The organism is Phenylobacterium kunshanense (assembly GCF_003254525.1).
Classification (GTDB): Bacteria; Pseudomonadota; Alphaproteobacteria; order Caulobacterales; family Caulobacteraceae; genus Phenylobacterium; species Phenylobacterium kunshanense.
Genome location: NZ_QFYS01000003.1, coordinates 245,124 through 258,408, shown reverse-complemented (window position 1 = coordinate 258,408; position 13,285 = coordinate 245,124). Strand labels below are relative to the sequence as shown.

At 67.7% G+C, this 13,285-nt stretch carries 19 protein-coding genes; 8 read left to right on the top strand and 11 right to left on the bottom strand.

Annotated elements, in window-relative coordinates; translation table 11 throughout:
* Nucleotides 1–17 precede the first annotated feature (17 nt).
* Entirely contained in the window at nt 18–611 is a 594-nt protein-coding gene (locus tag DJ019_RS09300) for a DUF3052 family protein (protein ID WP_111275738.1), read from the bottom strand.
* A 48-nt stretch (nt 612–659) separates the two neighbouring features.
* On the opposite strand from DJ019_RS09300, the gene DJ019_RS09295 reads away from it, so the two are divergent.
* Nucleotides 660–1,262 (top strand): histidine phosphatase family protein, encoded by a 603-nt coding sequence (locus DJ019_RS09295; RefSeq protein WP_111275737.1) that lies wholly within the window; start codon nt 660–662, stop codon nt 1,260–1,262.
* A gap of 67 nt (nt 1,263–1,329) precedes the next feature.
* Here the strand turns inward: DJ019_RS09295 and DJ019_RS09290 are convergent, their stop codons facing one another.
* The 5 genes from DJ019_RS09290 to DJ019_RS09270 form a co-directional block, all read right to left on the bottom strand.
* A complete protein-coding gene (locus DJ019_RS09290) occupies nt 1,330–2,472 on the bottom strand; it encodes an acyl-CoA dehydrogenase family protein (RefSeq protein ID WP_111275736.1) in 1,143 nt (380 codons plus the stop codon).
* Between the two features lie 6 nt (nt 2,473–2,478).
* The gene (locus tag DJ019_RS09285; protein ID WP_276310002.1) at nt 2,479–2,886 is read right to left on the bottom strand and encodes an endonuclease domain-containing protein; all 408 of its coding nucleotides are present in this window, start codon (nt 2,884–2,886) and stop codon (nt 2,479–2,481) included.
* Nucleotides 2,887–2,939: 53 nt separating this feature from the next.
* Nucleotides 2,940–4,145, bottom strand: coding sequence for an acyl-CoA dehydrogenase family protein (locus DJ019_RS09280; protein ID WP_111275734.1), 1,206 nt, complete (start codon nt 4,143–4,145; stop codon nt 2,940–2,942).
* A gap of 112 nt (nt 4,146–4,257) precedes the next feature.
* A complete protein-coding gene (locus DJ019_RS09275) occupies nt 4,258–4,641 on the bottom strand; it encodes an energy transducer TonB (protein ID WP_165843958.1) in 384 nt (127 codons plus the stop codon).
* Between the two features lie 54 nt (nt 4,642–4,695).
* Nucleotides 4,696–5,073 carry a TonB family protein gene (locus tag DJ019_RS09270; protein ID WP_111275732.1) on the bottom strand — a complete coding sequence of 126 codons (378 nt, stop codon included), beginning with the start codon at nt 5,071–5,073 and terminating at the stop codon, nt 4,696–4,698.
* Nucleotides 5,074–5,176: 103 nt separating this feature from the next.
* Here DJ019_RS09270 and DJ019_RS09265 point away from each other — a divergent pair, with 103 nt between their 5' ends.
* Nucleotides 5,177–5,908 carry an endonuclease/exonuclease/phosphatase family protein gene (locus tag DJ019_RS09265; protein WP_111275731.1) on the top strand — a complete coding sequence of 244 codons (732 nt, stop codon included), beginning with the start codon at nt 5,177–5,179 and terminating at the stop codon, nt 5,906–5,908.
* Nucleotides 5,909–5,911: 3 nt separating this feature from the next.
* Here the strand turns inward: DJ019_RS09265 and DJ019_RS09260 are convergent, their stop codons facing one another.
* Both DJ019_RS09260 and DJ019_RS09255 read right to left on the bottom strand, forming a co-directional pair.
* A complete protein-coding gene (locus DJ019_RS09260) occupies nt 5,912–7,387 on the bottom strand; it encodes a phospholipase D-like domain-containing protein (protein WP_111275730.1) in 1,476 nt (491 codons plus the stop codon).
* A 230-nt stretch (nt 7,388–7,617) separates the two neighbouring features.
* On the bottom strand, nt 7,618–7,956 hold the full coding sequence (locus DJ019_RS09255; RefSeq protein ID WP_111275729.1) for a hypothetical protein: 339 nt from the start codon (nt 7,954–7,956) through the stop codon (nt 7,618–7,620).
* Nucleotides 7,957–8,127: 171 nt separating this feature from the next.
* Here DJ019_RS09255 and DJ019_RS09250 point away from each other — a divergent pair, with 171 nt between their 5' ends.
* The 3 genes from DJ019_RS09250 to DJ019_RS09240 all read left to right on the top strand — a co-directional run bounded on the left by DJ019_RS09250 (nt 8,128) and on the right by DJ019_RS09240 (nt 9,396).
* Nucleotides 8,128–8,556, top strand: a complete 429-nt coding sequence (locus tag DJ019_RS09250) for a PaaI family thioesterase (protein WP_111275728.1) — start codon at nt 8,128–8,130, stop codon at nt 8,554–8,556.
* Nucleotides 8,553–8,762 (top strand): DUF1289 domain-containing protein, encoded by a 210-nt coding sequence (locus tag DJ019_RS09245; protein ID WP_111275727.1) that lies wholly within the window; start codon nt 8,553–8,555, stop codon nt 8,760–8,762. Before DJ019_RS09250 ends, DJ019_RS09245 begins: the two co-directional genes overlap by 4 nt.
* A gap of 127 nt (nt 8,763–8,889) precedes the next feature.
* On the top strand, nt 8,890–9,396 hold the full coding sequence (locus DJ019_RS09240; RefSeq protein WP_111275925.1) for a TIGR02281 family clan AA aspartic protease: 507 nt from the start codon (nt 8,890–8,892) through the stop codon (nt 9,394–9,396).
* Here DJ019_RS09240 and dusA read toward each other — a convergent pair.
* Entirely contained in the window at nt 9,340–10,392 is a 1,053-nt protein-coding gene (gene dusA, locus DJ019_RS09235; protein ID WP_276309997.1) for a tRNA dihydrouridine(20/20a) synthase DusA, read from the bottom strand. The two genes, DJ019_RS09240 and dusA, sit on opposite strands and share 57 nt — an antisense overlap.
* Before the next feature lie 97 nt (nt 10,393–10,489).
* Here dusA and DJ019_RS09230 point away from each other — a divergent pair, with 97 nt between their 5' ends.
* Nucleotides 10,490–11,551, top strand: coding sequence for a site-specific integrase (locus tag DJ019_RS09230; protein WP_111275725.1), 1,062 nt, complete (start codon nt 10,490–10,492; stop codon nt 11,549–11,551).
* A gap of 82 nt (nt 11,552–11,633) precedes the next feature.
* Nucleotides 11,634–11,816 carry a hypothetical protein gene (locus tag DJ019_RS09225; protein WP_111275724.1) on the top strand — a complete coding sequence of 61 codons (183 nt, stop codon included), beginning with the start codon at nt 11,634–11,636 and terminating at the stop codon, nt 11,814–11,816.
* Here DJ019_RS09225 and DJ019_RS09220 read toward each other — a convergent pair.
* Complete coding sequence (locus DJ019_RS09220; protein WP_111275723.1) at nt 11,809–12,078, bottom strand: helix-turn-helix transcriptional regulator; 270 nt, start codon at nt 12,076–12,078, stop codon at nt 11,809–11,811. The two genes, DJ019_RS09225 and DJ019_RS09220, sit on opposite strands and share 8 nt — an antisense overlap.
* 185 nt (nt 12,079–12,263) lie before the next feature.
* Between DJ019_RS09220 and DJ019_RS09215 the strand changes: the two genes are divergently transcribed.
* Nucleotides 12,264–12,761, top strand: coding sequence for a helix-turn-helix domain-containing protein (locus DJ019_RS09215; protein ID WP_111275722.1), 498 nt, complete (start codon nt 12,264–12,266; stop codon nt 12,759–12,761).
* Here DJ019_RS09215 and DJ019_RS09210 read toward each other — a convergent pair.
* Nucleotides 12,758–13,048, bottom strand: coding sequence for a helix-turn-helix domain-containing protein (locus DJ019_RS09210; RefSeq protein ID WP_205854132.1), 291 nt, complete (start codon nt 13,046–13,048; stop codon nt 12,758–12,760). The two genes, DJ019_RS09215 and DJ019_RS09210, sit on opposite strands and share 4 nt — an antisense overlap.
* Nucleotides 13,049–13,285: the final 237 nt, after the last annotated feature.

Sequence of the window (13,285 nt, the reverse complement as noted above, 5' to 3'; positions counted from 1 at the left end):
GAAGAAACCGCCGCTCGCTAGACGCGCCGACGAACGAACCGCAGGGCGGTCAGCGTCTCGGAGAACCCGACCACCTTGTTGTCGACGAGCCCAAAGGACTTGGCCGCGGCCATGACGTCCACGTCCCTGACCGTCGCCGCCTTCCCCTTGCGCGACACCACCCAGAGCGCCCCCTTCTCGGCGAGCGCGGGGACCAGCGTCTCTATCCGGCCCAGCGCCTCCACGCTGTCGGCGCCATAGAACAGCAGGTCAAGTCCGGAGAGGTCGTCTATGGGCGCGGCGTCACGCTCAGCGAGCTCGGCCGGGAAAGCACCGTCTTCCACCTCCAGCACACACACCCGCATGCCCGGCTTCACGCCCAGCTTGTCGAGCCGACCCTTGGGATTGGCGATGGCGTCCGCCCAACGGGCGGCCTGAACCTCGCCGAGATGGACACGCGACCCGTCGGCCAGCACGAGGTCACCCGCATCGGCGCGGAGGCCCTTCAGCCCCTCCCCCGACCAGACCCGCCGTTCGCGGCCACGGAAAACCAGCTTCGGCGCCTCCCATTGCAGCCGCCCCTCGTCGGGGCCGTCGGCGAAGACGCCGGTCGTGTGAATCTCCTTGCCCATCGCAAAGCTGTGGCGCAGCCGGATGTTTCGGACAACCCGACAGGCCGCATGAACGCGATCATCTTCATCACCCACCCGGAGGTGGTCATCGATCCGGCCGTCCCCGTGCCCCGCTGGCCCCTGTCGGCGGTTGGCCGAGCACGGATGGAGACCTTCGCTCACGCGCTGGCCGGGCGCTCCGTGGCGGCCGTCTGGTCCAGCGATGAACAGAAGGCGCTGGACGGCGCCGCGATCCTCGCCGACCGGCTGGGCGCGCCGCACCACGTGGACGAGGGCCTGGCCGAGAACGATCGCAGCGCCACCGGCTACATCGCCCCGCCCGAGTTCTGGGAAGTCGTCGACCAGTTCTTCGAGAACCCCGAGGTTAGCGTGCGCGGCTGGGAGACCGCCCGACACGCCCAGGACCGCATCGTCTCGGCCATGGGCGGCGTCGATGCGGGCAGCCCCGACGGCGTGGTGCTGGTGGTCTCGCACGGCGGCGTCGGCGCCCTGCTTACCGCCCATCTGCAGGATGTGACGATCGGGACCGAGGATCGCCCCGGCCACGCCGGCGGCGGCTGCTACCTGGTCCTGGAGCGCGGGCCCCTGGCGCTGCGGCGGAGCTGGCGGGCGATGGAGGAGCCGGCGGCGGCGCTGGCCGCCTGGCGCTGAGGCCCGAAACGAAAACGGCCGCCAGCATCTCTGCCGGCGGCCGCCCAATTCGACGCGGTGAGGCGGCTTAGGCCGCCTTGCCCAGCGAGAGGCCCTCGTAGCGGGCCAGATGGTGATCGACCGAACCGAAAGCGCTCTCGATCATGGTCGCGCGCTTGAAGTAGTGGCCGATGGCCATTTCGTCGGTCATGCCCATGCCGCCGTGCAGCTGGATGGCGTTCTGGCCGACGAACTTGCAGGCCTTGCCGATCTGCACCTTGGCGGCCGAGGCGGCCTTCGCGCGCTCAGCGTCGTCGGTGACCTTGATGGTGGCCATGTAGGTCATGGAGATCGACTGCTCGAGGTTGATGAACATGTCGACCATGCGGTGCTGCAGCACCTGGAACGAGCTGATCGGCACGCCGAACTGCTTGCGCTGCTTGGTGTACTCCACGGTGCCTTCCTGCAGGCGGCGCAGGACGCCGCAGGCCTCGGCGCAGGTGGCGACGATCGCCTCGTCCACCACCTTCTCGACCAGCGGCAGGCCGCCGTCGGCCGGGCCGACCAGGGCGTCGGCGCCCAGCGACACGTTCTCGAAGTAGACTTCCGACGCGCGGTTGCCATCGACGGTCGGATAGTCCCGGGTCGTGACGCCCTTGGCGCCCTTCTCCACGATGAACACCGAGACGCCGTTCGCATCTCGCGGACCGCCCGAGGTGCGGGCGGTGACGATCAGGTGGGTGGCGAACGGCGCGCCGATCACCACGGCCTTGTGGCCGTTCAGGACCCAGCCGGCGCCGTCCTTCTTGGCCGTCGTCTCGAGGGCGGCCAGGTTGTAGCGACCCTTGGGCTCGGCGTAGGCGAACGCGAAGATGTTCTGGCCGCCGATGATGCCGCCGATCAGGTCTGCCGCGCCGGCATGACCCGAGTGCTTCAGGAAGCCGCCGCCGATCACCACCGTGCCCAGGTACGGCTCGACGACCAGCGCCTTACCGAACTCCTCCATGACGATCATGTTCTCGATGGCGCCGCCGCCCAGGCCGCCCAGATCTTCCGAGAACGGCGCGCCCAGGATGCCCAGCTCCTCGGCGAAGGCCTTCCATACGTCGGGACGCCAGCCCGGCTCCTTGGTCACCACGGCCCGGCGCTTGTCGAAGTCGTAGTGGTCCGCCAGGTACGCCGCGACCGTGTCACGGAGCATCGACTGTTCTTCGGTGAAGCTGAAATCCACGCGGGTCTACTCCTTCTGCTCCCCTCCCCCTTGCGGGGAGGGGTCGGGGGTGGGGGTGTCGGCGCTGATCCGTTCCAGGATCACCCGCACGACGTCTTCGGGATGCTCGTTGTTGCTGAACCGCATAACCCTGTATCCGCGGCCTGTCAGCCATGCCTCACGGTCAAGGTCGCGGGCAGCCACGGATGGAAGGTCGTGGATGCCGCCATCGAGTTCGACGATCAGTCGAGCGTCATGGCAGGCGAAGTCGACGATGTATGAGCCCAAGGGGACCTGGCGGCGAAAATGGAGGTCGGTCTTGCGGAGGACCTTCCAGAGATCGCGCTCGGCGTAGGTGGGGACGCGCCGCATGCGTCGCGCCGCGCGATCAGCGCGGTCCGACTTGTGGATTGCTCCAGGCGCTCGCTCCAACACCCCCACCCCCGGCCCCTCCCCGCAAGGGGGAGGGGAGCCCTCAGCTATTGCGATCAGAGGCCCAGCACCATCTTCGAGATGATGTTGCGCTGGATCTCGTTCGAGCCGCCGTAGATCGACGTCTTGCGGCCGTTGAACATCTCGCCCGCCGAACCGTCGGCGTAGTCGGGGCCGACGGTCTCGTTCGAGGCGGCGATGTCGCGCAGGAACGGGGCGCCGTAATGGCCCACCGCCTCCAGCGCCAGCTCCTGCAGGCGCTGCTGGATCTCGGTGCCCTTGATCTTCAGGATCGAGCTTTCCGGGCCAGGGCCCTTGCCGCTCGACTCGCCGGCCAGGGTGCGCAGCTCGGTGAACTCCAGCGCGGTCAGGTCGATTTCCAGCTCGGCCACCTTGCGGCGGAAGAAGGCGTCGGCCAGCAAGGCCGAGCCGGTGTCCGAGCGCTCGGTGTTCGCGATGGTCCGCAGCTTTTCCAGGTTGCGCTTCGAGCGGGCGACGCCAGCGATCCCGGTCCGCTCGTGGGCGAGCAGCGCCTTGGCGCAGGTCCAGCCCTGGTTCTCGTGGAAGATGCGGTTCTCGACCGGCACCTTCACATTGTCGAGGAAGACGTCGTTGACCTCGTGGCCGCCTTCCAGGGTGATGATCGGGCGCACGGTGATGCCCGGCGTCTTCATGTCGATCAGCAGGAACGAGATGCCCGACTGCGGCTTGGCGTCAGGGTCGGTGCGGACCAGGAAGAAGCCCCAGTCGGCATGCTGGCCGAGGGTCGTCCACGTCTTCTGGCCGTTGACGATGTAGTATTCCTTGCCGTCGTCGCCCTTCACGCGCTCGGCGCGGGTCTTCAGGCTGGCGAGGTCGGAGCCGGCTCCCGGCTCGGAGTAGCCCTGGCACCACCAGACGTCGCCGTTGTAGATGCCCGGCAGGAACTTCTGCTTCTGCTCGTCGGTGCCGAACGTGTAGAGCACCGGCGCCAGCATCGACAGGCCGAACGGCAGGGTCGGCAGGCAGTCGGCCTTCGCGGTCTCTTCCGACCAGATGTACTTCTGGGTGGGGGTCCAGCCCGTGCCGCCCAGCTCCTTCGGCCAGCCCGGCGCCACCCAGCCCTTCTTCGCCAGCACCTTGTGCCACAGCAGGTACTCGGTCTTGGTCAGCGGGCGACCCTCGTCCTGCGCCTTGCGCAGCTCGGCCGGATAGTTGTCGCGGATGAAGGCCCGGACCTCTTCGCGGAAGGCGTTTTCTTCGGGGGTGAAGTCGAGGTTCATGGCCAGGCTCCCTTGCGCGCGGCTTACGCCGTATCGGATTGCGCCGACCCTATACGCAAGGGGATGCCGGGAGAAAAGATGACGCTAACGTCAACGTAAGCGGATGCCGCGCTCAACGCGCGTTCGGATGAAGAAAGCGGATCGGGATGCGGACGGTACCGCCATCGACGGGAGCCCCATTCTTCGTCTGCGGCCTCATCTCAAACGCCTCCGAGACCTTGATCGCCGCCTTGCCGAAGCCTTCTCGAGGCGGGTGCTCCTCGGCCACAGCACAATCTGCCAGTAGCCCGTCCTTTTTCACGCGGCAGGCAATAATCGCGGCTCCAGACAGGCCGCGCCGCTTGGCTGAACGCGGATACGCGCGATCAATGTCCGCCCACGTGGGACGCCTGCGCCATTCAGGCTGCGTGGTCACTAAGGCGGGGGCGACGGCGGAAACCTGTTCATTGGCCTCGGGCGAGCCCTGCAGCAGCGCGGCCAGCAACATCGACAGCATTGCCATTCCCCCGGAAACCCCGGGGAGAAGCCTAGAGCTGAATCCCGACCGACCTCAATCCCCGGTCGTCACGATCTGGAACATGATCGGGATGCGGATGGTGCGGCCGGCGACGTCCGAGCCGTCGGGGGCCTTGGCGGCCATCTTGAAGAGAGGCGCGAGCTCCAGCGCCGCGAGGCCGAACTCCAGGCCGACCGGGTCCTCGATCTCCACCTGGCAGGCTTCCAGCGAGCCCTCGGTGGCGACCTTGCAGTCCAGCAGCACCGCCCCGCTCTTGCCCGCGGCCACGGCGGTCGGCGGATAGACGTTGGCGATGTCCTGGCCGGTGGGCGTGGCCACCCATTCCACCCGAGTCAGCGCGGGGGCCGGCGCCGCCTGGATCGTCGAGGCGGAAGAGACGGCGGCCGCGGCCATGGCGATCAGGTGGAGCATTTCGGTTCCCTACGCTTTGGTTATGAAACCGTTAAAGCAAGAGCGGCGCCATAGCCAATGCCGCCTTGCGTTCGCCGCACAACCTCTCCAAACCGCCGATCACATGCCCCGCATCGTGACCTACAATGTGCATCGCTGCGTCGGAAACGACCGCCGTCTCGACGTGGCGCGGATCGCCGACGTGCTGGCCGCGCTCAACCCGGACATCGTGGCCCTTCAGGAACTGGACGTCGGACGCCGGCGGACGAACAACGTCGATCAGGCGCACGAGATCGCCGAGCGGCTGGAGATGGTGTGCCATTTCCATCCAGCCTTCGTGGTCGAGGAGGAGCGCTACGGCGACGCCATCCTGACCTCCCTCCCGGAGCGGCAGGTGAAGTCCGGGCCCCTGCCCGGCTATCCCCGGATGCCGGCGCTGGAGCCGCGCGGCGCCCTTTGGATCGAGGTGGACGTGGGCGGCAGGCCGCTGCAGATCATCAACACCCACCTGGGGCTCGTCCCTCGCGAGCAGCAGATCCAGGCCTCGCACCTCGCCGGCCCGGCCTGGCTGGAACACAAGGACTGCCAGTGGCCGGTCATCCTTACCGGAGACTTCAATGCGACGGCGAGTTCGGTGGTCTACCGCACCCTGACCCAGCGCCTGCTGCCGGCGCGGCGGGTCGCCAAGCGCAAGCAGCCCAACGCGACGTTCCCCTCGCCGCTGCCGGTCCTGCGGATCGACCACCACTTCGTCAGCCCCGGCATCGAGGTCGAGGACATCTTCGCCCCCTACGATCCACTGGCCCGGGTGGCGTCCGACCACCTGCCGCTGGTGATGGATTTCGAGCTCGCCTGAGCCTCAGTTCCGCGCGCGCGGGTCGCTCCGCTCGTCGCACAGGCTCCGGGCCTGATCGAACAGCCGCTCACGCCTGCGGACCGGCAGCCAGGAATCCCCCACATCGGCCGGATCGCCCAGGTGGTAGGTGGAGATGAAGTCCCCGACCGCCGAGCGCGGGTGCGGATCGATCTGCGCCAGCCGGCCGTCGCGGTTGAGGTCGTCGATGGCTGGGACCAAGCCGCCATACTGGGCTCGCGCCTTGGTCACGGCGTCTCCGGTCACGCCCAGGAAGTGCCCCACCAGGCGGTCCCGCAGGACCGACACAGCGAGCCGCGACTCCTCGTCCTCGGCCTCCACGCCCAGCTCGATCTCGGTGTCGAAGCCGAACGAGCGGTTGTTGATGTTGGCCGAGCCGACGCGGACGATGCGGTCGTCGAAGACACTGGTCTTGGAGTGCACGATGATCTTCGTGCCGCCGGTCGTCAGCGGATAGAACGCCCGGAACCGGCCGAAGATGTCCGCCGCGCGCAGGCGCCAGACGATCGCGCCGCGCGCCCGGTCCATGGTCATCCGGTCGAACCAGCTTGGGGACGCGCCCGTCGTGACCAGCACCACCTCCGGCCCGCCCGGCTCACCCAGCCGTCTTGCGAGGGCCTCGGCGACCACTGGCGAGGTGAAGTACTGGTTCTCCAGGTAGATCACGTCCTTCGCCTGCGCGATGCAATCGAGGGTCAGGTCCCGGATCTCCTGGATGCAGGTCCGCTTGCGCCACGCGGGATGGGTACGCTGGACCGACACCTGGGTGTGGACCAGATGCGCCGGCACGTGATCCGGCCAGGGATCGCCCCCGGCGTCGGGCGGCGGCTCGATCGGCTCGTTCTTGGTGCCATTCGCCCAGCGCGCCCGGAAGTGGTCGCCCAGCGCGCGGGCGGCCTCGCCGTCGACCATCGCCATCACCTCGTGCCGGGGTGGGTGATAGTCCTGGTCGGGCATGATCCGCCGCTGGTCGTGGTGCAGGTGGCCGGGCGTGTCCCAGCGGTCGATGCTGATGTCGCCGCCCCCGCAGAACGCGAGGCGATCGTCGATCACGACGACTTTCTGGTGGTGGCAGGCTCCGAAGGGCACCTGGTCGTCGAGGCGGAACTTGATCCGCGTGCCGTGGAACCATCGGCGCGCCTTGTGCGGGAAGAACTGCTGGCTGGCCGCGATCGGCAGGGCCGAGCGCCAGATCAGCAGCCGGATGTCGAGTTCGGGCCGCTCGGCGGCCAGACGCAGCAGCACGTGCCCAACCTCGTCCGGGTCGTTGGGCGCGTCGTAGCCGTCCGGGAACAGGCGCGCGCGGGGATCGAACCCCCAGCCCAGGATCAGGATCGACCGGCGCGCCTTCTGGAACGCCTCATAGAGGGCGGTGAAATAGGCCTCGTTGTCGATCAGGAACGCGACCCGGTCGGCGCGCTCCTTGCGCCAGCAGGTCCTGCCGGGGATCAGCACGCTCATGAGGCCCTCGCGGCGGCCCACTGCGGCCGCGCTTGCACAAAGCTTATGGTCTAGCTGGGTTCCGCACAAAAAAAGAGGCGTGCCGCGATCAGGATCGTGACACGGCCACCTCAAGAAAAAAGAGGCGTGCCGCGATCAGGATCGCGACACGGCCACCTCAAGAAAAAAGAGGCGTGCTGCGATCAGGATCGCGACACGCCGGCGGGGGGCCTGGAGTTGGGCTTGGGAACTTACTGCTTGGCGACGCTGGACGAGCCGCCGAGATAGGCTTGGCACGGGCCGGTAAGTTCGGCGGTCAGCCGTTCCTTGCGGTCCTGGCTCTTCGCCTCCTTGCGGGCGCGGTTGAACTCCTCGCCGGCGCGATCGACGATGTAAGTGTGGCGGCCGGCACGCTCGGACTTGATGAAGCTGTCCAGCGAAGCGGTGTCGACGACCCCCGAGATCGAGGTCGCAAGCCCCTTGCAGCGGTTGGCCTTCAGGAAATCCACGTCGGTGACGTTGCTGGAGGCGGCGGAGGCGGAGCCGGCGGCGAGCGAGGCGGCGATGAGCGTAATGGCGGCGAACTTCATGGGGGCTTCTCCCTGGTGACTGATCGAATGCTGCCCGCACCCCCGCATCAACTCAAATGAACAAGCTGCAATGAATAGTATTCCCGGATTAATATTCAGTCATGATACAGCCGCGTTACAGATGAGCATAAACATCTTGTAATTCTTCGGTCACACCGGTCAGAAAGTGACATGGCCGCACCAAACCCGAAGCTCGACGCCGACGGCGTCAACGCGCTGATCCGCCGCGCCTTCCCGGACGCGGCGCCCGAGGGCTTCCCGCGCGTCGAGACGGTCGGTCCGGGGCGTGTGACGGTGATTTCGCCCTATCGCCCCGGCGTCCTTCGGCCCGGCGGCGTGATCTCGGGGCCGACCCTGATGTCGCTTGCCGACACTGCCGCCTATGCGCTGGTGCTGGCCCATATCGGCGATCAGCTCATGGCCGTCACCTCGCAGCTCAACATGAGCTTCCTGCGTGGCGCCCAGCCGGGCGACATGCACGCCGAGGCCGAAATGCTGCGCCTGGGTCGCCGGCTGGCGATCTGCGACGTCCGCATCTGGACCGAGGCGCCCGACAGGCTGGCGGCCCAGGCCAACGTCACCTACGCTATCCCCGGATGACCGCGACACCGCCCGCCCCCATCAAGACCCCCTGCATCAAGGTCTGCGTCGTCGACGGCGAGAGCGGCCTGTGCCTGGGCTGCTATCGCAAGCTCAACGAGGTCGCGACCTGGTCCCGCCTCAGCGAGGCGGAGCGCGACGCGATCCTGGCCGAACTCCCCGGCCGCCGCGGCCTGATCCGGCCCGAGAAACTGGCGATGTTCTGAGGTCCGCCAGCGAGCAGGCCGGCAAGGTCTCGGAAACCCTGATCCTTCATCGGATACCAACCGAACTCCACCCAAAGTCGCATCCATAAGACAGGCCGAACGGCCGCTTTTTTTTGGGTGATGTGTGGTGTCTTCCCTCGGCAGGCTCGCCGTCGTGGCGGGCGCGTCGGCGATCGTGAGCGCGGCCCTCGTGGCCACGCTCACGCCCGAGCCCCTGCGGATGGCCCGGTTCGGCGTCGACGGCTTCGCGGCCGGCTCGCCGAAACCCGGCTCCGGCGCGGTCGCCAAGGGTCCTGACGGCCACTTCTGGGCCGACGCCGAGGTCAACGGCCGGCCCGTCCGTTTCCTGGTCGACACCGGCGCCACGGCCGTGGCCCTCACGCCAAGGGACGCCGAGCGCCTCGGCATTGACGTCGCCGCGCTGAAGCCCGGCTACAACGTGACGACCGTGGGCGGCTCCGCCCGCGCGTCGGCCGTGACCCTGGCGTCGGTCTCGGTGAACGGGGCGAAGCTCGAGAACGTCCAGGCCCTGGTCGTCTCCGAGGGGCTCGACGTGTCGCTCCTCGGGATGAGCTACCTAGGCCGCCTCACCCGCTTCGAGGCCACCCGCGACACCCTGCGCTTCGAGCCCTGACGCCGCGCGTTCGGCGATCGCCGCCAGCGCGCGGTCGATCACCTCCAGGCCGGCCCCGGCCTTCACACCCTCGACCGTGAGGATCCGCCGCCAGGCTCGCGCCCCCGGCCGACCGTGGAACAGCCCCAGCATGTGCCGGGTCATGGCCGCCAGGTGCGTTCCCCGCGCCAGCTCCGAGCCCACGTAGTCCCGATAGGCCGCCACCGCGGCGAACGGATCGACCGCCTCGCCCTCGCCGAAGATCCGCGCGTCCGCCTCCGCCAGGACCAGTGGCGTGTGATAGGCCGCGCGGCCCAGCATGACCCCGTCGACGTTGGCCAGGTGGGCCTCGGCCTCCTCCAGGGTCGCGATCCCGCCGTTGATGACGATGGTCAGCTCTGGCCGCTCGCGCTTAAGCCGCCAGACGAGCGGATAGTCCAGCGGCGGGATATCCCGGTTCTCCTTCGGCGACAGACCTTTCAGCCACGCCTTGCGGGCATGGACGACGAAGGTGGTCACCCCCGCGTTGGCGCACAGCTCCACCAGGCGGAAGAGGCTCTCCTCCGGATCCTGGTCGTCGACGCCGATCCGGCACTTCACCGTGGCCGGAACCTTCACCGCAGCAGAGATCGCCGCCATGCACTCGGCCACCAGCTCGGGCTCGCGCATGAGGCAGGCGCCGAAGCGCCCCGACTGCACCCGGTCGGACGGGCAGCCGACGTTCAGGTTGATCTCGTCATAGCCTTCGGCCTCGCCGATCCGCGCCGCCTCCGCCAGGTCCGCCGGCTCGGACCCGCCGAGCTGCAACGCCACAGGATGCTCCACGGGCGAGAACCCCAGCAGCCGCTCGCGGTCGCCGTGCATCACCGCGCCCGTCGTGACCATCTCGGTGTAGAGCAGGCTCCGGCGCGTCAGCATCCGATGCAGGACCCGGCAGTGCCGGTCGGTCCAGTCCATCATAGGTGCAACGGATAGCGAATAAGCTTGTTTTTTCAATGTTTTGTGCTTACATTTCAACTGACTGGAAGAACGCTCTGGCCCGCCATTTTACGACGTTCCACGATCCGTTTCGCCCGGTTTCGATCCTCTACCGCACCCGTATTGCACGCGAAAAATGGCCTCCATCCGCAAGCAAAAGTCCGGCCACTGGCGGGTCTGGGTCCGCCGCAAGGGCAAGTCCCTGACGGAGACCTTCGTCAACCGCGAGGACGCCAAGAACTGGGGTCTTGAGGCCGAAAGGCAAATCGACCGCGGCGGTTCGCCCCTGCCGTCCCGCGTTTCGCGTATCACCAAGTTCAAGGACCTCATCAACCTGCACATCGCCGACATGACCGATGTCGGCAAGCCGCCAGGCCGCTCAAAGGCCGCCACCCTGGAGATGCTCAAGCGCGAGCTGGGCGCCAAAAGCGTCGTCGATCTGGATCGCAGCGAGCTTCTGAAATTCGGGCGCGCCCGCGCCGCGCAGGGCGCCGGGCCGGTCACCCTGTCGATGGACATCGGCGTGATCAAGCTGGTGGTCTCGCATGCTGCCGCGGTTCACGGCCTCGATGTCAGCGTCGAGCCGATCAACCTCGCCCGCATCGCGCTGAAGCGGCTGGGCCTGATCGGCAAGAGCAACGAGCGCGACCGGCGGCCCACCGACGACGAGCTGGAGAAGCTCTTCCAGCACTTCGACAAGAACGAGCGCTACACGATCCCCATGTCGCGCGTGATCAAGTTCGCCATCGCCACGGCGATGCGCCAGGAGGAGATCTTCCGGGTCACCTGGAGCGACTACAACCCGCGCACCAAGATGCTCCTGATCCGCGACCGCAAGGACCCGCGAGAGAAGAAGGGTAACGACCAGCGCATTCCGCTCCTCGCGGTCTCGGGCTTCGACGCCGCCGCCCTGATCGAGGAACAGCGCGCGATCCGCGCAAATGAGGATGACCGGATCTTCCCGCACCATCACAAGTCCGCAGGCACCGCCTTCACGCGCGCCTGCATCATGGCCGGGGTGTTCGATCTGCACTTCCACGACCTGCGCCATGAGGGCACCAGCCGGCTGTTCGAGGCCGGGTTCGCGATCCAGCACGTGGCGCTCGTCACCGGGCACAAGGACTGGAAGATGCTGCGGCGCTACACGCACCTGAAGCCCGAGTCCCTGCACGCCATCGCTGCGGGAATGAGCCGATGACGTGGCGGTCGGGAGCCAATGATCCACAGCCATCGCAGCGCCGCCGGTTGGCCGGCGCCGCTTGTAAGCGCATCATCGGGGCATGAGCGAGCGGTTCGTGGTCAGGCCCGACACACGGGGATTCAGCGTCTTCGACCTGGTGCTTGGCCAGGTGGCGGAGATCGCAAAGATCCCGCAGCAGGCCCTGTCGACCGAGGACGCCCAACACCTCGCACAGTTGCTGAACCAGCAGCCGACCGCGTCGGCGACCGAACCTCTCAACTAAGGAAGCTGCGGACCTCGCGACGGGCCCGGGCCGCGCTGACGGCGGCCTCCGTCGGTTCGGTGGTGGAGGTGCGCGCGCCGCGATCCGCCCACGCCTGTAGGTCAACCATTGCATAGACGACCCGGCCCCCGATCTTACGATAGGCCGGGCCGGTCCCGAATGTGCGGTGCTTCTCGAGCGTCCGACCCGACAGGCCGAGCCAGTCGGCGGCCTCGTTCGTCCGGAGCAGTCGGTGGGGCGTAGCGGTCAGGACGTCGCTCATCTCGCGGTCTCCAACGGATCTTCGCCATCCTGCGCGCCCGCCGCGCGACCGCCGAGGGCGTAACCCTACCCTCGCCCCGCCCCACGCCGCGGGCCGAGAACCGTCCATCACCCGACCTTGGCTTTGACACAGGCCCTCCGCGCATGAACACCATATGACAAGTTCAGGTTGTTCGTGTGCATGGCATGGATATCTTGCAGGACCAGGATGCGGCCGCCCGGCGTGCGACGCTGAGGACCATCCTGAGGCACTTCCGCAAGCGCAGCGGCCTGAGGTCGGCCGAGATGGCCAAGCTGATGGGCAAGGGCCTGCGAACCTACCAGCGCTGGGAGTCCGGCTACTATGGCGTCCAGGTCGAACCGATCCGGCGGTTCGCGGAGATCGTGCACGTCGATCCCTGGGGCATCATCTTCGCCGTGGAGTTCGGCTCCGTGGACTTCGCGATCGACACGTCCGGAAACAACGCCGCCTCGCTCCTCCTCGTCGCGCTGCGCCGCCTGCATCGGCGACCGGGCGGCAAGGCGCTGCGCGAACTCGATCCCCGCTCGCTCCTGCTCACCTACGCCCGCGGCTTCGACCTGCTCATCAAGCGGGCGGAGGAGTACGCTGCCGATCTCGAGCAGTGGATGTTCGACGAAGACCTGGGCGGCGGCGACGACGATCCCGAGGACGGAAAGCGCTAGCTGACGCGGCCCGTGCCGTTGCGCCCGGGCGGGTCGGCGATCAGGCCGAGCGACCGGGCTCGCAACACGGCCTGGAGCCGCGTTCGCACGCCCAACTTTGCGCACGCCCGGAAGACATGCCGTTCGATGATCCGGTGCGACACGCCAAGAATGGTGCCGATATCCCGCGAGCTCTTTCCTTGTTGAACCCAGAACAGACACTCCGCCTGGCGAGGCGACAAGGTCACGACCTCATCATCAAGATCTACAGCCGGCGACGCCAGGCTGTCTTCATGCAACGCACGCATTACGCCGTTCCTTCGAATGCCGGCCGCCCAACACGGCCCGGCTTCCGAAGACATGCAATTACTCCGTCGTCTTCGCGGTTCCCGCCTCGCCACGAGGGGACAACCTAAGTCGCCTCGTGCGCCAATAGGGGCGCCAAGCCCGCCATTTTTTGGCGCATCGGCCCAGCTCGCCAGGGAGGAGGTTACGCCCTCGCGCCCACCCGCCCCGCCCGCCAGCCTTCTGGCGAAAGGACGGGC